At 66.4% G+C, this 16,299-nt stretch carries 15 protein-coding genes; 6 read left to right on the top strand and 9 right to left on the bottom strand.

Translation table 11 applies throughout. The features are described from left to right. Positions 1-3: 3 nt before the first annotated feature. Complete coding sequence (gene ilvN, locus ACSX1D_RS03285) at positions 4-495, bottom strand: acetolactate synthase small subunit (protein WP_090448329.1); 492 nt, start codon at positions 493-495, stop codon at positions 4-6. 2 nt (positions 496-497) lie between these two features. Next, positions 498-2,222, bottom strand: a complete 1,725-nt coding sequence (locus ACSX1D_RS03280) for an acetolactate synthase 3 large subunit (protein ID WP_439860962.1) — start codon at positions 2,220-2,222, stop codon at positions 498-500. 401 nt (positions 2,223-2,623) lie between these two features. On the opposite strand from ACSX1D_RS03280, the gene ACSX1D_RS03275 reads away from it, so the two are divergent. Continuing rightward, positions 2,624-3,061, top strand: a complete 438-nt coding sequence (locus tag ACSX1D_RS03275) for a DUF4124 domain-containing protein (RefSeq protein WP_439860961.1) — start codon at positions 2,624-2,626, stop codon at positions 3,059-3,061. 21 nt (positions 3,062-3,082) lie between these two features. Here ACSX1D_RS03275 and ACSX1D_RS03270 read toward each other — a convergent pair whose 3' ends face one another. Genes ACSX1D_RS03270 through mrcB form a run of 3 tightly spaced genes read right to left on the bottom strand, consistent with a single transcriptional unit; the run spans position 3,083 to position 6,453 of the window. Further along, positions 3,083-3,412, bottom strand: a complete 330-nt coding sequence (locus ACSX1D_RS03270) for a YqcC family protein (RefSeq protein WP_439860960.1) — start codon at positions 3,410-3,412, stop codon at positions 3,083-3,085. Beyond that, positions 3,412-4,119: a tetratricopeptide repeat protein gene (locus tag ACSX1D_RS03265; protein ID WP_439860959.1), complete on the bottom strand. Its 708-nt coding sequence runs from the start codon at positions 4,117-4,119 to the stop codon at positions 3,412-3,414. The genes ACSX1D_RS03270 and ACSX1D_RS03265 overlap by 1 nt, the downstream gene beginning before the upstream one ends. A 15-nt stretch (positions 4,120-4,134) precedes the next feature. Further along, positions 4,135-6,453 carry a penicillin-binding protein 1B gene (gene mrcB, locus ACSX1D_RS03260; protein ID WP_439860958.1) on the bottom strand — a complete coding sequence of 773 codons (2,319 nt, stop codon included), beginning with the start codon at positions 6,451-6,453 and terminating at the stop codon, positions 4,135-4,137. Positions 6,454-6,571: 118 nt separating this feature from the next. Between mrcB and ACSX1D_RS03255 the strand changes: the two genes are divergently transcribed. From ACSX1D_RS03255 to ACSX1D_RS03235, 5 genes are all read left to right on the top strand, one after another. Then, positions 6,572-8,134: an AAA family ATPase gene (locus ACSX1D_RS03255; RefSeq protein WP_439860957.1), complete on the top strand. Its 1,563-nt coding sequence runs from the start codon at positions 6,572-6,574 to the stop codon at positions 8,132-8,134. A 79-nt stretch (positions 8,135-8,213) separates the two neighbouring features. Beyond that, entirely contained in the window at positions 8,214-8,558 is a 345-nt protein-coding gene (locus ACSX1D_RS03250; protein WP_439860956.1) for a pentapeptide repeat-containing protein, read from the top strand. Between the two features lie 2 nt (positions 8,559-8,560). Next, the gene (locus ACSX1D_RS03245) at positions 8,561-9,310 is read left to right on the top strand and encodes a class I SAM-dependent methyltransferase (protein ID WP_439860955.1); all 750 of its coding nucleotides are present in this window, start codon (positions 8,561-8,563) and stop codon (positions 9,308-9,310) included. Between the two features lie 52 nt (positions 9,311-9,362). After that, on the top strand, positions 9,363-9,635 hold the full coding sequence (locus ACSX1D_RS03240; protein ID WP_439860954.1) for a TfoX/Sxy family protein: 273 nt from the start codon (positions 9,363-9,365) through the stop codon (positions 9,633-9,635). A 105-nt stretch (positions 9,636-9,740) separates the two neighbouring features. Beyond that, positions 9,741-10,541 (top strand): Crp/Fnr family transcriptional regulator, encoded by an 801-nt coding sequence (locus tag ACSX1D_RS03235; protein ID WP_439860953.1) that lies wholly within the window; start codon positions 9,741-9,743, stop codon positions 10,539-10,541. Between the two features lie 232 nt (positions 10,542-10,773). Here the strand turns inward: ACSX1D_RS03235 and ACSX1D_RS03230 are convergent, their stop codons facing one another. Genes ACSX1D_RS03230 through ACSX1D_RS03215 form a run of 4 tightly spaced genes read right to left on the bottom strand, consistent with a single transcriptional unit; the run spans position 10,774 to position 16,271 of the window. Further along, on the bottom strand, positions 10,774-12,915 hold the full coding sequence (locus ACSX1D_RS03230; RefSeq protein WP_439860952.1) for an exonuclease domain-containing protein: 2,142 nt from the start codon (positions 12,913-12,915) through the stop codon (positions 10,774-10,776). A 3-nt stretch (positions 12,916-12,918) separates the two neighbouring features. Continuing rightward, a complete protein-coding gene (locus ACSX1D_RS03225) occupies positions 12,919-13,290 on the bottom strand; it encodes a response regulator transcription factor (RefSeq protein ID WP_208708365.1) in 372 nt (123 codons plus the stop codon). After that, the gene (locus tag ACSX1D_RS03220) at positions 13,287-16,058 is read right to left on the bottom strand and encodes an ATP-binding protein (protein ID WP_439860951.1); all 2,772 of its coding nucleotides are present in this window, start codon (positions 16,056-16,058) and stop codon (positions 13,287-13,289) included. The genes ACSX1D_RS03225 and ACSX1D_RS03220 overlap by 4 nt, the downstream gene beginning before the upstream one ends. Before the next feature lie 15 nt (positions 16,059-16,073). Then, the gene (locus tag ACSX1D_RS03215; RefSeq protein ID WP_208708363.1) at positions 16,074-16,271 is read right to left on the bottom strand and encodes a hypothetical protein; all 198 of its coding nucleotides are present in this window, start codon (positions 16,269-16,271) and stop codon (positions 16,074-16,076) included. Positions 16,272-16,299: the final 28 nt, after the last annotated feature.

The following is a 16,299-nucleotide window of genomic DNA, read 5'->3' as shown; positions in this document are numbered from 1 at the left end:
CAGTCAGATACTCAGCACCTTGTCGCCCCGGGCGATGCCAGTAACACCACTGCGTACGGTTTCCAGAATCGACGCGGTGCCGATGGCCTGGATGAAGCTGTCCAGCTTGTCGCTCGTGCCGGCCAGCTGAATGGTGTACACGCTGGTATTCACGTCGACGATCTGCCCACGGAAGATGTCGGTGGTGCGCTTGACCTCGGCGCGCTGGGCACCGGTGGCCTTGACCTTGACCAGCATCAGCTCACGCTCGATGTGAGCGCTTTCCGACAGGTCGACCAGCTTCACCACCTCGATCAGCTTGTTGAGGTTCTTGGTGATCTGCTCGATTACCTCATCATGTCCCACCGTCGTGAGCGTCAGACGCGACAGCGTCGGATCTTCGGTCGGCGCCACGGTCAGGCTTTCGATGTTGTAGTTGCGCTGCGAGAACAGCCCAACCACACGGGACAATGCGCCTGGCTCGTTTTCCAGCAGCAAGGAAATAATGTGTCGCATGGTTAGGTCCGCTCCGTCTTGCTCAGCCACATATCGCGCATCGCCCCGTCCTTGATCTGCATCGGATAGACGTGCTCGCTGGTGTCGACCTGGATGTCGAGGAACACCAGGCGATCCTTCATCGCGAAGGCCTGCTCCATCATCGGCTTGAGGTCTTTCAGCTCGGTAATGCGCATGCCGACATGGCCATAGGCCTCGGCCAGCTTGACGAAGTCCGGCAACGACTCCATGTAGGAGTGCGAGTGACGGCTGCTGTACATCATGTCCTGCCACTGACGGACCATGCCGAGGGCGCCGTTGTTCAGGTTGACGATCTTCACCGGCAGGTCGTACTGCAGGCAGGTCGACAGCTCCTGGATGTTCATCTGGATGCTGCCTTCGCCGGTCACGCAGGCCACGTGATCATCCGGGAAGCTCAGCTTCACGCCCATCGCGGCCGGCAGACCGAAGCCCATGGTGCCGAGGCCGCCGGAGTTGATCCAGCGATTGGGCTTGTTGAAGCGGTAGTACTGCGCCGCGAACATCTGGTGCTGACCAACGTCGGAGGTGACGAAGGCGTCGCCCTGGGTGACCTCGCAGAGCGTCTCGATCACGGTCTGCGGCTTGATGATGCTGCCGTCGCCCTTGTCGTAAGGGAACATGCCGCGACTGCCGCGCCACTCCTCGATCTGCTTCCACCAGCTGGACAGCGCTTCCTTGCTCGGAGCCTGGCCGATCTCCTTGAGGATCGCGACCATCTCGGTCAGCACGCTGTCGACCGGCCCGACGATCGGGATGTCGGCCTTGATGGTCTTGGAGATCGAAGCCGGGTCGATGTCGATATGGATGATCTTGGCATTCGGGCAGAACTTGCCGGCGCCATTGATCACGCGGTCGTCGAAACGCGCGCCGACCGCCAGGATCACGTCGGCATGGTGCATCGCCAGGTTGGCGGTGTAGCTGCCATGCATGCCGAGCATGCCGAGGAACTGACGATCACCGCCGGGATAGCCGCCCAGCCCCATCAGGGTATTGGTCACCGGCAGATTGAGCATCTGCGCCAGCTCGGTCAGTGGCGCCGCGGCACCGCCCATGATCACACCACCACCGGAGTAGACCACCGGGCGCTTGGCGCTCAGGAGCAGCTCGGCCGCCTTGCGGATCTGCCCGGAATGGCCACGCATGGCCGGGCTGTAGGAGCGCAGCTTGGCCTTCTTCGGGTAGACGTATTCGAACTTCTCCGCCGGATTGGTCATGTCCTTGGGTATGTCCACGACCACCGGGCCTGGACGGCCGGACTGGGCGATATAGAACGCCTTCTTCATTACCTCAGGAATCTCCGAGGCATGCTTGATCATGAAGCTGTGTTTCACGATCGGCCGGGAGATGCCGATCATGTCGGTTTCCTGGAAGGCGTCGGTACCGACCATGTTGCTCGGCACCTGACCGGACAGCACCACCATCGGAATCGAATCCATGTAGGCGGTGGCGATACCGGTGATGGCATTGGTCGCACCCGGACCGGAAGTCACCAGCACCACGCCGGCCTTGCCGGTGGCGCGGGCGTAGCCGTCAGCCATATGGGTTGCCGCTTGCTCGTGGCGAACCAGGATGTGATTGACTTCCGGTTCCTTGAACAGGGCATCGTAGATATGCAGGAGAGCACCGCCCGGGTACCCATAGATGTTCTTAACGCCTTCGTCACGCAAAAAGCGGACGACCATTTCAGCGCCGGATAAAAGCTCCACGTTGTTCACCTCTTGAACGCCAGAATGCCACCCGACAACGAGTGACTCTTAGTAGGTCTTACTGGTCAGCTGACTTGCACGACTGTGATCGTGAACTCTGGACATCGGCATGACGAGTAACGGAACAGCCCATGGTCTTGCGGGACTGCCCCTCCCAGCGCGAGGTAACGCGTTGCGGGTAACACGGTTCGGCACGGGTAGCGCCTCTTGTTGCTGAGCTGGAGGACACTTGCGGCGGACTCCACTACAGCGAACGTTGGATTGTTCGGATTCGGCGAAGGCAAGTCAAGCGGCGCGTGACGCTTTGCGCAATCTTCTGCTGTGACGTGGCGCAGGATGAAGATTGGGCCGATTTGGTTATAGTAGCCCTCAGCCTTCGCAGCACATCAAAAGGAAACAGCATGCGCCGCACAATCCTCATCAGCAGCTTGCTGCTCGCCCTGAGCGGAACCGCCATGGCCAGCCAGGTGTACAAGTGGGTCGACGCCCAGGGCGTCACCCACTTCAGCGCGCAGCCGCCGCAAGGTGCGCAGGCCACCACCATCAATACCGCCGCACCGCCGCCCAAGCCTTCCGCCCAAGAGCAAGCCGCACCAACCTTCGAGAGCATTGCCGACCCAGAGCAGGCCGCCATCGACGAGAAGGTCAAGCAGCAGGTCGCGGCCAAGGAGGCCGAACGCAGGAAATACTGCGAAAACATGCGCACCAACCTGGCGCAACTGCAGAACAATCCGCGCGTGCGCGTGGAGGAAGGTGGCGAGGTGCGCCGACTCAGCGAAAAGGAACGTCAGGAGCGCATCAGCACGGCGCAGAAGTCGATTGCCGACAACTGCAAGTAAGGCGCCGGGATCGGCGTGGCGTCAGGCCGTCCCGCCGATCAGTCGATCGAACTCGCCCAGCAGGCGAATCAGTTCCGCAGCCTGGGCACTGCGTTCGCTATAGACCTGCTCCGCCATCGGCTGGATACCCGAAACACTGGGCAGCGCCGCCCCGGCCTCCAGCATCTGTTTCATCCGTGGCAGGAATATCCATTGCAACCACTGCTCGAGCGCCATGCTGTCGACACAGAATGGCTGCCGGCTGGCCAACGCCTGGGCGGTGGGCGGCTGCTCGCTCCACCAGCCCTGCGCACGCAATTCGCGCTCGATCAGTAGCAGTTGCTCCGCGATAGCCGGCACTCGCGCATCCATCAGAGACTGACCCGCGCCCGCTCGCGCGCCTGGGCGGCGCCGGCAGGATCACCCTGACGCTCACGCGCCTGGGCTATCAGATTCCACAGGCTGGCCTGCAGGGCCGGCCGGCCACTGGCGTAGCTCAGGCCGCGGCGGGCGAACTGCTCGGCCTGCGCCGCATCGCCCTGGGCCAGACGAACTTCGGCCAGGCGATAGAGCACCTGCGGCTCGCGCGGGGCGATGCGCTGGGCACGCTCGAGACTGGAGGCCGCGCCGTTCAGGTCACCACTACCCTGCTGCTGCTGCGCCGTGGTGAGCAGCGCCAGTACCGGACCATCCAACTGCTCGTCGGCAGCCAGCCCGCCACTGCTGGGAATCCCACTGGGCATCGAGGGGGCCGGCGCGCTGTAACCGCCCTGCGGCTCGCCGATGACCAGCGGTGAACTGTCGATGGCGCCGCCTATCGGCGCGCTCGGTGCCGGGAAGGTCTGGATCGGCGCCGAGCTGCCGGCGCCCTGGGGCACCATCACCACCACCCCGGAATCCTGCGGAACGGCCTGGGCCTGAGGCTGGATGGCCGGCTGACCATAGCTGCCGCCACCCGCCTCCTGCTGGTCGTAGACCGATCCGCTGGAGTCGACCACCGGAATCGAACCGCGCGGGACGCTGGCGCAGCCACCCAGCACCATCGAGGCTGTCAGAGCAGGAATCCACCACTTAATCACTTCACACCCTCTCACTTAATTCAACCAGCCACGTACCCAGTCCATCACCGAATCGACCGGGGCCTGAATGCCGCAGCCTGGTCCCGGCGCCGGCTCACTGCCGCGAATATACGGCATCTGCACGGCGTTCGGGCAGCTGGGATCCGAGCCCTGGCCGCTATGGGCATCGACCCAGGCCTGCACCACGTTGTCCGGCAGCGGCATGTCCAGCGGCAGCGGGTCGGCCTTGCGCATGAAATCGGTCCACACCTGCAAGGCGCCAGTGGCGCCGGTCAGCGGCGTCGGGCCATTGTCATCCCGCCCGAGCCACACCACCGCCAGCAGGTCCTGGCTGAAGCCGGCGAACCAGCTGTCGCGCGAGTCGTTGCTGGTGCCGGTCTTGCCCGCCAGATTCAAGGAGCGGGGCAGCTGGCCGTACACCGAGCGGCCGGTGCCTTCGCTCATGGTGCGCTGCATGGCGTTCTGCAGCAGGTAGATGGCGCCGGCATCGAAGCGCTGCTGAATCTGGTAGGGATAGCGCTTGAGCGGCTCGCCTTCGGCGGTCAGTACGCTGCGAATGCCGCGCAACGGGGTATTGAAGCCACCATTGGCCAGGGTCTGGTACATGTCCGCCACCTCCATCGGCGTCAGCGCACCGGCCCCCAGCAACATCGAGGGGTAGGCCGGCCACTTGCGCTCGACACCGAGACGCTCAAGAGTTTTGAGCACATTCGGCACGCCCAGTTCCAGGCCGAGCTTGGCGGTGGACAGGTTGTAGGAGTTGGCCAGGCCCTGGTACAGGTAGATGGTGCCATGGGCCTTGCGGTCGTAGTTCTGCGGGCTCCAGACCTGGCCGTCCTGGCCCTTGATGGAGAAGGGCTGGTCCTGCAGCAGGCTGGTCAGGGTGAACTGGCTGGGGCGCTCCAGGGCCGTCAGGTAGACCGCCGGCTTGATCAGCGAGCCGATCGGCCGCAGCGCATCCAGCGCCCGGTTGAAGCCGGCGAAGCGCGGCTGGCGGCTGCCGATCAGCGCCTGGATCTCGCCGGTTTCCGGATTGGTCACCACCATCCCGGCCTCCACCTGGTCCACGCCCTTGCGCCCGGACAGGCGCTTCAGGGAGTCGGCCAAGGCGGTTTCGGCCTTGAGCTGGAGGATCGGGTCGAAACTGGTGAAGATGCGCAGCCCCTCTTCGGTCAGGTCCGCCTCGCGATAGTCCTGGCGCAGCTGGCGCTTGACCAGATCGAGGAAGGCCGGGAAGGAACTATCGGCCAGGCTGCCGCGCGGGGTCACGTCGAGCGGCTTGCGCTTGGCCGCCTCGGCCTGCTCGGTGCTTACCACGCCCTGCTCGACGAGCACGTCGAGCACCAGGTTGCGCCGCTCGAGGGCGCGTTCGGGATTGCGCCGGGGATTGTAGTAGGTCGGCCCCTTGACCATGCCGACCAGCAGCGCAACCTGCTCGAGCTTCAGCTCCGACAGCGGCTGGCTGAAGAAGTACTGGCTGGCCAGGCCGAAACCATGCACCGCGCGCTGGCCGTCCTGGCCGAGAAAGACCTCGTTGAGGTAGGCCTCGAGAATGTCCTTCTTGTCGTAATGCAGCTCCAGCAGCACCGCCATCATCGCTTCGGTGGCCTTGCGGGTCAGGCTGCGCTCGTTGGTCAGGTAGAAGTTCTTCACCAACTGCTGGGTCAGGGTGCTGCCGCCCTGGCGCAGCTGGCCGGCCGTGGCATTGATCCATACCGCGCGGGCGATGCCCTTGGGCGAGACGCCGAAGTGGTTGAAGAACTCGCGATCCTCGACCGCCACCAGGGTCTCCACCAGATAGGGCGGCACCTGCTCCAGCTTGATCAGCACGCGGTCTTCCTGGTGCGCCGGATACAGGCCGCCGATCAGCATCGGCTCAAGACGCGCGACCGCCAGGTTGGCGCCATTGCCCTGGTTGAGGCCGGCGACGTAATCGCCGGAGAAGCGCACGCGCACGCGCTGCGCCGGCTCGGTGCTCTCGTAGAACTGGAAGCCACGGGTGTGCAGCTCGATATTGTTGCTGGCCACCGCCACGGCGCCGGGGCCATTGGCGGCGCTCTCACGGCGATAGCCGAGGGCGTCCAGTTCCTTGAGAAAATCGTCCTTGGCCAGCTTCTGGCCGACGAACAGCTCGAGGGGCCTGGCATAGACCTTGGCGGGCACGGTCCAGCGCTTGCCGGAGAACTTCTCCTGGACCACGGCATCGAGGTAGACGGCGAAACCGGCCAGGACGACCAAGCCAACCAGGCCGAGCTTGAAAGCCCAGCCAAGCCAGGGACGCAGGCCGCGCGAGCGACGTTTGGAGCGGGAACGGGGGGATCGGGTACGAGTCATGGCGCGGCATTATACGCACTTTGCCGGGCACGGGCAGGCGCCGCCAGGCGGTTTGCAGAGCGGCTCACAGCGGCCATAATGCCGGCCTCTTCTATTGCCCGAACGCCAAGGATCGCCTGTGAGCCAAGCCCTGATCGCCGCCCTGCAGAACCCGGCCCTCTACCCCCACCCGGTAGACGGGTTCCAGGTCATCGAGACGCATATCTCCTGGGTCCTGTTGACCGGCCCCTATGCCTACAAGATCAAGAAGCCGGTGAATTTCGGCTTCCTCGACTTCACCGAACTGGCGGCGCGCGAGCACTTCTGCAACGAGGAGTTGCGCCTCAACCAGCGCCTGACCCAGGGCCTGTACCTGGAAGTCCTGCCGATCAGCGGCAGTGCCGAGGCCCCACAACTGTCCGGCGACGGCCCGGTCATCGAGTACGCGCTGAAGATGCGCCAGTTCCCCCAGGAGCACCTGCTCGGCGAGGTACAGGCGCGCGGCGAGCTGAGCGAGGGCCATATCGAGGCCCTGGCCCGGCAGATCGCCGAATTCCACCTCAAGGCCCCGCAAGTGCCGCAGGAGCATCAGCTCGGCAGCGCCCAGGCGGTCATGGCGCCGGTGCTGCAGAATTTCGAGCAGATCCGCCCGCTGCTCTCGGAGCAGGCCGACCTGCAACAGCTGGACGCCCTGCAGGCCTGGGCCGAGAGCAGCTACGCGCGCCTGATACCCCTGCTCGGCCAGCGCAAGACCGAGGGCTTCATTCGCGAATGCCATGGCGATATCCACCTGGGCAACGTGACCCTGCTCGACGGCCAGGTGGTGCTGTTCGACTGCATCGAGTTCAACGAACCGTTCCGCCTGATCGACATCATCTCCGACGCCGCCTTCCTCGCCATGGACCTGGAGGACCGCGGACTCAAGTGCCTGTCGCGGCGCTTCGTCAGCACCTGGCTGGAATACACCGGCGACTACGCCGCGCTGGAGCTGCTGAACTTCTACAAGGCCTATCGCGCCATGGTTCGCGGCAAGGTCGCGCTGTTCCGCCTCGGCCAGGAAGAGGACGCGGTGCAGCGTGCGGTGATTTTGCGCCAGTACCGCCGTTACGCCGCCCTGGCGGAAAGCTACAGCGCCATTCCCACGCCATTCCTGGCCGTCACCCACGGGGTTTCGGCCGTCGGCAAGAGCTCCGTGGCGATGCGCCTGGTCGAAGCCCTGGGCGCCGTGCGTCTGCGCTCGGACGTCGAACGCAAGCGCCTGTTCGGTGAGCAGTCGAATGCCGACCTGGGCCAGTTGAGCGCCGGCATCTACAGCGAGGATGCCAGCCTCGCCACCTACCAGCGCCTGCATCGCCTGGCCGAACTCGCCCTGCATGCCGGTTTTCCGGTGGTGATCGACGCCACCTACCTCAAGCGGGCGCAGCGCCAGGCGGCCTGGCAGGTCGCCGAAGCCAACGCCGTGCCCTTCCTGATCCTCGACTGCCACGCCCCCGAGGACGTCATCGCCAGCTGGCTGAGCCAGCGCCAGGCCGCCGGCGTCGACCCGTCCGACGCCACCCTCGAAGTGATCCAGGCCCAGCAGGCCAGCCGCGAGCCGCTCAGCGAGGAGGAACAGGCCAACAGCCGCCGTGTCGAGACCCACGACAGTGCCAGCCTGGACAACCTGGTGAAGCAGATCCGTCAGCGCCTGCCGGGGCTGTAAGAACTGCCACGGCGTGATCGGGCAGATCGCGCCGCGGCTTCTATACTGGCGGGGGACGCCACCCAGGAAGGTTTCCCCCATGAGCCAGCCACGCCAACTCGATAGCCCGCTCTACCGCCTGTTGCGTGAGGAAAACATCGCTGGTTTCAATGCCCAGCGCCCCAGGGATGTCGAAGTCGACCTCAGCGGCGGCGACTTCCGCGGCCTCGATCTGCGCACCCTCGACGCCCAGGGCATCAACTTCCGCGACGCCTATTTCCGCGGCACCGACCTGCGCGGCTTGGACCTGCGCGAGGCGCACCTCGAAGGCGCCAGCCTGGCTCACGCACAGATTTCCGGCGCCTACTTCCCCGCCGACCTGTCCGCCGACGAACTGTTGATGTCGGTCAATTTCGGCACGCGCCTGCGTTACCGGACCCGATGAGCATGAGCGAGGTGGCCGAGCTGTTCGGAGCAGGCGCAGCCGCCTATGCCAGCTATCGCCCGCAGTACCCGGACGCCCTGTTCGACTGGCTGGCCGAGCACAGCCCGCAACGCCAACGCGCCCTGGACATCGCCTGCGGCAACGGCCAGGCGAGCCGCCCCCTGCTTCGGCACTTCGCCCAGGTACTGGCCTGCGACGCCAGCCTCGAGCAACTGCGTGCCGGTCGCGACTGGCAGGGCATCCAGCTGTTCGCCGCCAGCGCCGAAGCGCTGCCCCTGCCATCTGCCAGCCTCGATCTGATCGTGGTCGCCCAGGCCCTGCACTGGTTCGCCGGCCCGGCATTCTTCGCCGAGGTCGGTCGGCTACTCAGGGCCGACGGCCTGTTCTGCGCCTGGTGCTACGGCCTGATGCAGATCGACGCCCGCCTGGACGCGCTGATCGAGGATTTCTACGGCACCACCCTGGCCGGCTACTGGCTGGACGGTCGCGCCAGCGTCGACGCCGGCTACCGCGACATCCGGCTTCCCCTTCCCCGCCTCGAAGCGCCCGAACTGGCCGTCGAAGCGATCTGGAACCTCGACCAGCTGACCGGCTATCTGCGCACCTGGTCGGCGGTGCAGCGCTGGCAGCGCAAGCACGGCCGCGACCCGGTCGGCGCGCTGACGCCGGCGCTGCAGCAGGCCTGGGGAGATCCCGACCGGCCGCGCCCGATTCGCTGGCCGCTACACTTACTGGCAGGCATTGCACGCTGATCGCCTTCCATTCGTTATTCAGCTTCGCCCATTCGCGACGCAAGGAGGCTTGATGAACGACGAACTGCAACACCTGAAGAATCTCGGCAAGACCTCGGCCCTGTGGCTACATGCCGCCGGCATCCACAGCGCCAACGACCTGCGCCGGCTGGGCGCGGTGAGCGCCTACCAGGCCGTCCGGGCCCGGGGCTTTCGCGCCTCCAAGGTGCTGCTCTACGCCATCGAGGGCGCGCTGCTGAACGTGCACTGGAACGAACTGCCGCCCGCCCACAAGGCGGAGCTGAACGGCCAGCTGGAAGCCTGCGCGGCACACAACAAGAGCTAGCTCACAACCTCTGCTTACGGGGATTTACCAGAAGTCGGGCGCCACCTATTGTGTCAGGGCCATCCGTGCGCTTCGTCAGTCCAGTCCGTTCAAGGAATTACGCCCATGTATTTACTCGGGGAGCAACCGGCTTACGCCGACCAGCTGATCAGTCGACTGCAGAGCATCCCCGCCCAGCTGCTGGACGGACTGGAACCCTGTGGCCCAGCGTTGCTGCTGGAGCAGGTGGACGACCTGGCGCCGGAGCTGCCGAGCAACCAGCTGTTCATCATCGAGGATGGCCTGCTGCACGCCTTGGTCGATGAACGCCCGCTGTTCTACCTGCAGGAGGGCGACCTGGTCGGCCTGCGCCAGGGCATCGACCTGCCCAGCTGCCGCTACCGCAGCGAAGAGCCCCTCAGCCTGCTGCCCTATTCCCGCGGCGAGGTGTTCAAGCACATCTACGCCAGCGAGCAGCGCCAGGAACTGTTCATCCAGTACCTGGTCGGCCATACCGCGCTGCTCTCCGATGCCCTGGCGCGCCTCAAGCAGCCGGAGCTGCGCACCTCGACCGGCTTCCAGCACTTTGCCGCCGGCGAAGAACTGATTCACCAGGGCGACGCCGCCGATCACGTGTTCATCATCATCGAGGGCCATGCCGAGGCCTTCGTCGACGGACACAAGGTTGGTGACGTGCAAAAGGACGAGATCTTCGGCGCCATGGCCGTGTTCACCCGGGAGAAGCGCAGCGCCACAGTGCTGGCAACCGAGCCCTGCACGGTGATGGTGATCCCCAAGGACCAGTTCCTCAGCCTGATGCAGAGCAACCCGCGGATCGCCCATAGCCTGATCGAAAGCATGGCCAGGCGCATCGACCTGATGAACAAGGAAATCACCCAGCTGCGCCTGCCGCCGATCGCGCTCTAGAAACAGCCCCCGCGCCAACACACACAGCCGCGCAGAATTTCTCGCGAAAGAGCGTTGACATCGAAATGAGAATTGTTATTATTCACTCAACTGGTCGCGAGATCAGCCGATAAGCTCTAGGGCCCGGCAGTCGGACTCTTCAGATTATCTCCTCATCAGGCTAATCACGGTTATTGACCCGGCACATGCCGGGTCTTTTTTTTGCCCGGCTGTTTTCGGCGTGCGCCGAAGCTCAATACTCGAGCTTGGCGTAGAAGGTCTTCTGCGAAGCCTCGCGGGCCTGGCGCAGGGTGTGGATGCCGCGCTCGGCGAGCAACGGCAGCAGGCGCAGGAACACCTCGCCGGTGACCATGGCATCGCCCAGGGCGGTATGCCGGCCGATCACCTGTACACCGAGGCGCGCGGCGATCTGCTCGAGACGGTGCTCGTCGGGGTTGTGCCCGGGATGGACCAGGGCCGACAGCAGCAAGGTGTCGAGCACCGGCTGGATGAAGCGCACGCCCGTCTGCTCCTCCTTGAGCTGCAGGAAACGCATGTCGAACGCGGCGTTGTGCGCGACCAGCACCGTGTCTTCGGCAAAGCGCTGGAACAGCGGCAGCACCTGGGCGATACCGGGCTGGCCGGCCAGCAGCTCCGGGGTCAGGCCATGCACCTGCTGCGATTCCCGCGGGATCGAGCGATGGGGGTCGATCAACTGCTCGAAGCACTCCTGCTTGAGCAGCCGGCCATTGACCATGCGCACCGCGCCGATGGAGATGATCTCGTCGCCCTCGGACGGCGCCAGGCCGGTGGTCTCGGTGTCGAACACGGTGTAGGCCAGTTCGCTCAGGGGCCGCTCATCCAGCTCCGGCGTCTGCCCCGGCTGGCTGAACAGGTCGAAGTCGTAGTACACCGGGCGCCCGTGGGCCGGCGACGACTGCGCCGGCTGCGACTGCGGCTCGATGATCGGCAACTGCAGACACAGGCGGCCGACGCCGGCGGCGTGGTCGGTCTGGCACCAGAGCTCGCCGCCGTGGCGCTCCAGCACCTCGCGCAGGGTCGAGGCGCCGGGGTCGTCGCCGCCCAGGCTGAACGGCCGCTCCTCCCACTCGTGCAGCACTTCCGGCTCCAGACCGGCGCCGTTCCAGCGCAGCCCCAGGCGGGCGAAGCCGGCCTCGCCGGCCAGTTCCAGCTCGACCTCACGCACCCCGCAGGCGTTCGCCAGCGCGCCCATCAGCTGGGTCATGGCCTGCACCAGGGAATAGCTGTCCAGGCTCAGCCACAGCGGTCGATCATCGCCGCCGTAGTGCGCGGTGACCCCCAGTACCGTGGCGAAGTTGCGTTGCAGCGCCAGCAGCAGGTCGCTGGCCAGCATGTCCTCCAGCGGCCACTGCGGCCTGAGGATGTCGGCATGCCGGGCCAGGGTCTGCTGCAGCTGCTGGGACAGGCGTTGCGCCTCATCCAGAATCACCGCGCCGAAACGCTGGCGTTGCTCGGCGTCCATCTGCGGGTACTGCTGCACCGTCTCGGCGGCGGCGCGGATATTGCCCAGGGCGGCGCGGCTGCCCTCGGTGAGCTGCAGCAGTAGGGCGTCACGACGGCTGTTGAGCTCCACCGAGCGGGTGATGTCCTCGAGAATCAGCACGAAGCCGATCAGCTCGCCCCGGGCATCCTGCAGCGGCACCATCTGCGCGCGCAGCAGATGGGCGCCGCGCGCCGTGACGAAATTGGCTACCGGCCGCGGGCTGTGCTGCGCCAGGCGCTGACGCAGGCGTTCCAGGGCGTGGACGATCAGCCGCTGGTCGAGGATGGCGAAGATCGAGCGCCCCAGGCCGACCGGCGTGCCGACCGCCTCCGCGGCGCCCGGCTCCAGGAGCAGGCTGGCGCTGCTGTTGTAGAGCAGGATGCGCCCCTCGCGGTTACACACCAGCACGCTCTGGGCGAGCTCCGACATCAGCGCGGCCAGGCGATTCTTTTCCTGCTCCAGATGGGCGTTGGCCTCGTCGATGCGCTGCTTGACCTCCTGCTGCAGGGCGCCATGGGCCTCGGCGAAGGCATTCAGCGCGCGGGCCAGGCGACGCATCGGCCGGGCTCCCGCGGGCTTGAGGCGATGGCCGCTGTTGACCCGGCGGATGATGTCGACCTCCTCGACCAGGCGCGCCGCCGCCTCCGGATAGCCCGCCAGGCCGATTCGCAGGAGCACGGCGAAGGGCACCAGCAGCAGCCCCCCAAGCACCACCAGCAAGGCGCCGCGCCCCTCGGGCAGCGCCAGCAGCGCGGCCCGCTCCGTCGCATCCAGGTCGAGCCACAGCGCCGCGCCGGCCAAGCCGAGCAAGGCGCCCAGCAGCAGCCCCAGCCCGGCCAGCCAGGCGACGAACCTGAGCCGCGGGCGCATGGCCTAGGCGTCCCCGAGCAGCGCGCGCACCTGGGCCAGCAGTTCCTGGGTGGAAAACGGCTTGCTGATATAGGCGTCGGCGCCCAGTGCCAGGCCCTTGCTGACCTCCACCTCGCGGCCCTTGGCGGTCAGCATGACGATGGGCAGCTGCTGCCAGGCCGGGTTCTCGCGGATCTTCTGGCAGACATCGAAGCCGCTCAGCCGCGGCATCATCACATCGAGCAGCACCAGGTCCGGCGGCTGACGCTGGATCGCCTCCCAGGCCTCCTGGCCGTCGTGCGCCACCTGCACCCGATAGCCCTCCTGCTGCAGGAGAAACTCCAGGGAGATGACGATGTTCGGCTCGTCGTCGGCGATCAACACGGTACGGCTCATGCTTGCTCCTCCGTCTTGCGGTCAGGGGCCGGCGTCTCGCCGTCGCCCCCTAAGGGAAGGGTAAAAGAAAAGCAGGCGCCCTGCCCGCGCGCGCTGTCCACCCACAGGCGGCCGCCGAAGTGCTCGATGATCTGCCGGCTGATCGGCAGGCCCAGGCCGGTGCCCTGGGGTTTCTCGGTGAGGTGGTCGCCGGCCTGGCGGAACTTCTCGAAGATCGCCTCCTGATCGCCCGGGTCGACGCCGGCGCCGTTGTCGCGCACCTCCACCCGCAGCGCCTCGGGCAGTTCGCGCAGGACGATGTCGATGCGCCCGTCCTCGGCGGCGCAGAACTTGACCGCGTTGGAGATCAAATTGAGCAGCACCTGCAGTAGGCGGTCGCGGTCGGCCTGCACCGGCGCGACCCGCGCCGGCAGGTCGAGGCCGAGGCTGATCCCCTTGTCGCTGAGCAGCTGGCTGGTGGTGGCCACGGCGTCCTCGATCACCTGCCCGAGGTCGACGGCGCTCGCGTGCCACTCGGCCCGGCCCGACTCCAGCTTGGCCAGGTCCAGCACCTGGTTGATCAACCGGGTCAGGCGCTCGCTCTCCTTGACGATGATGGCGATGAAGCGGGCGCGCTGCTGCGCCTCCAGCTCGGGATTGTCGTTGAGTATCTCGGAGAAGGCGCGGATGGAGGTCAGTGGCGTGCGCAACTCGTGGGTCACGGTGGAGATGAAGTCATCCTTCAGGCGGTCGAGTTCCTGCAGCCGCGCATTGGCCGCGCGCAGCTCGCCGGTGGCCGCCTCCAGCTCGCGGGACTGCTGCTCCAGGCGGCGGCTGTAGGCGAGCACCTGGGAGGCTTCGTCGAGGATGCCGAGCACTTCGTCCATGCCCAGCGGCTCCTCTTCCACCACCGAGGCCAGCATCACCCGCGCCGAGGCGGCGCCTATGGCGCCGGCCAGCTGCTGCTCGGCGAAATGCACCAGCTCGGCGTCCGCCTCGAGCTCCTCGCTGGAGCGCAGTCCGCGCCGCGCCGCGTGCCCGGCGAAGGCTGCGGCGGCGCGCTGCGGGCCGAGGAAGCGGCCGACCAGGACGCTGATCTCCGCCACCGAGGCCTTGCCGCGCCACAGGCTGGAGCCGCGCCCGGCGACCTTGAAGGCGTCGACGAACAGCAGCGCCTGGGCGTGTTCACGGGCGCTCTGCCGGCCCAGCAGCGACACCGCGACATAGCCGCCGAGGTTGGCGGTGAGGCTCCAGAACAGCGCGTGGCTGATCTCGTCCAGGCCGCTCAGGCCGAACAGCGCCAGCGGCTTGAGCCAGGCGATGGCCAGCGGCCCCTGCTCGATGAACGACAGCGGCAGCCAGCCGGACTTGGCGAACGCCGGCAGCAGCAGGGTGTAGAGCCACAGCGCGAAGCCCAGCAGCAGGCCGCAGAGGGCGCCGGCGCGGGTACCCTGCTTCCAGTACATGCCGCCGAGCATCGCCGGGGCGAACTGGGCCATCGCGGCGAAGGACACCAGGCCGATCGACACCAGCGCGTAGGCCTCGCCGGCGGCGCGGTAGTAGACGTAGCCGAGCAACAGCAGCAGCACGATGGCGCCGCGGCGGATGCCCAGCAGCAATCCGGACAGGTCGCTGCGCCGCGCCAGGCCCAGAGCCCGCCAGCGCAGCAGCAGCGGCATCACCAGGTCGTTACAGATCATGGTCGACAGGGCGATGCTCTCGACTATGACCATGCCGGTGGCCGCCGACAGGCCGCCGATAAATACCAGCAGGGCCAAGGCCTCATGGCCCAGGGCCATGGGCAGGGTGAGCACGAAGGTGTCGGCGTCGACCTGGCCCGGGGCGAAGTGCATCAGGCCGGCGAAGGTGATCGGCAGGACGAAGACATTGATCGCCAGCAGGTACAGGGGGAACAGCCAGATCGCCTTGGCCAGGTGCTGCTCGTTGACGTTCTCCACCACGCCGATCTGGAACTGCCGCGGCAGGAACAGGATCGACAGCATCGACAGCAGGATCAGCGAGGCCCAGGAGCCGAAGCTGCCGGCCGCACCGCCGAGGGTCAGCAGGCCGCTCACCTGCGGCAGGCGCCGCGCCTGCTCGAACAGGTCGGCGAAGCCGTGGTAGAGGCCGAAGGTGACGAAGATGCCCACGGCGAGAAAGGCCAGCAGCTTGACCAGCGACTCGAAGGCGATCGCCGCCACCATGCCCTCGTGGCGCTCGGTGGTATCGAGGTGACGGGTACCGAAGACGATGGTGAAGGCCGCCAGCAGCAGCGCCGCATAGAGCGCGGTGTCCTGCAGCAGGCCGGCGCTGGCCTGCTGCGCCGGCATGACGATCTGCGGGTACTGCAGGAGGATGAGAAAGCTGGTCGACACCGCCTTCAACTGCAGGGCGATATAGGGAATCACCCCGACCACCGCGATCAGCGTCACCAGGCCACCGAGCAGGGCGCTCTTGCCGTAGCGCGCGGCGATGAAGTCGGCGATCGAGGTGATGCGGTTGGCCTTGCTGATGCGGATCATCTTGCGCAGCACCAGCCAGAACAGCGCCGCCATCAGGGTCGGCCCGAGGTAGATGGGCAGGAAGCCGACGCCGCTGGCCGCGGCGCGACCGACGCTGCCATAGAAGGTCCAGGAGGTGGCGTAGACCGCCATCGACAGGGCGTAGATATAGGGGTTGGCGATGATCGAGCGGCCGGCGTCGGCACGCTTGTCGCCCCAGTAGGCGATGGCGAAGAGAATCCCCAGGTAGGCGCAGGAGGCCAGCAGGATCACGCCGCCATGCAGCATCGGCCGTGCCCCCTCTCAGCCCGAGCGTTCGATGACCAGGATCATCAGCCCGATCAGTGCGGCCCAGGCCAGGAACAGGTAGGCATAGAGCAACGGAATGCCCAGCAGCGTGCCGTCGACGTTGAACAGCGCGAGCAGCGGGTAGCTGAACAGCAGCCAGCCCAGCGCAAAGAGCGCCACCAGCCGCTGGGTCCGCCGGGTCTGATCGGCCATGGTCCACACCTCCTGAGACTAGTGTGGA

Source organism: Pseudomonas sp. MBLB4136 (genome assembly GCF_051904765.1).
GTDB lineage: Bacteria > Pseudomonadota > Gammaproteobacteria > Pseudomonadales > Pseudomonadaceae > Aquipseudomonas.
This window is presented reverse-complemented; position numbering and strand designations above follow the sequence as displayed.

Excerpts from the sequence above, each read along its gene's own strand:
- ilvN (WP_090448329.1), bottom strand. The coding sequence starts at position 495 with ATGCGACACATTATTTCCTTGCTGCTGGAAAACGAGCCAGGCGCATTG.
- ACSX1D_RS03275 (WP_439860961.1), top strand. The coding sequence starts at position 2,624 with ATGCGCCGCACAATCCTCATCAGCAGCTTGCTGCTCGCCCTGAGCGGA.
- ACSX1D_RS03270 (WP_439860960.1), bottom strand. The coding sequence starts at position 3,412 with ATGGATGCGCGAGTGCCGGCTATCGCGGAGCAACTGCTACTGATCGAG.
- mrcB (WP_439860958.1), bottom strand. The coding sequence starts at position 6,453 with ATGACTCGTACCCGATCCCCCCGTTCCCGCTCCAAACGTCGCTCGCGC.
- ACSX1D_RS03250 (WP_439860956.1), top strand. The coding sequence starts at position 8,214 with ATGAGCCAGCCACGCCAACTCGATAGCCCGCTCTACCGCCTGTTGCGT.
- ACSX1D_RS03245 (WP_439860955.1), top strand. The coding sequence starts at position 8,561 with ATGAGCGAGGTGGCCGAGCTGTTCGGAGCAGGCGCAGCCGCCTATGCC.
- ACSX1D_RS03240 (WP_439860954.1), top strand. The coding sequence starts at position 9,363 with ATGAACGACGAACTGCAACACCTGAAGAATCTCGGCAAGACCTCGGCC.
- ACSX1D_RS03235 (WP_439860953.1), top strand. The coding sequence starts at position 9,741 with ATGTATTTACTCGGGGAGCAACCGGCTTACGCCGACCAGCTGATCAGT.
- ACSX1D_RS03230 (WP_439860952.1), bottom strand. The coding sequence starts at position 12,915 with ATGCGCCCGCGGCTCAGGTTCGTCGCCTGGCTGGCCGGGCTGGGGCTG.
- ACSX1D_RS03225 (WP_208708365.1), bottom strand. The coding sequence starts at position 13,290 with ATGAGCCGTACCGTGTTGATCGCCGACGACGAGCCGAACATCGTCATC.
- ACSX1D_RS03220 (WP_439860951.1), bottom strand. The coding sequence starts at position 16,058 with ATGCTGCATGGCGGCGTGATCCTGCTGGCCTCCTGCGCCTACCTGGGG.
- ACSX1D_RS03215 (WP_208708363.1), bottom strand. The coding sequence starts at position 16,271 with ATGGCCGATCAGACCCGGCGGACCCAGCGGCTGGTGGCGCTCTTTGCG.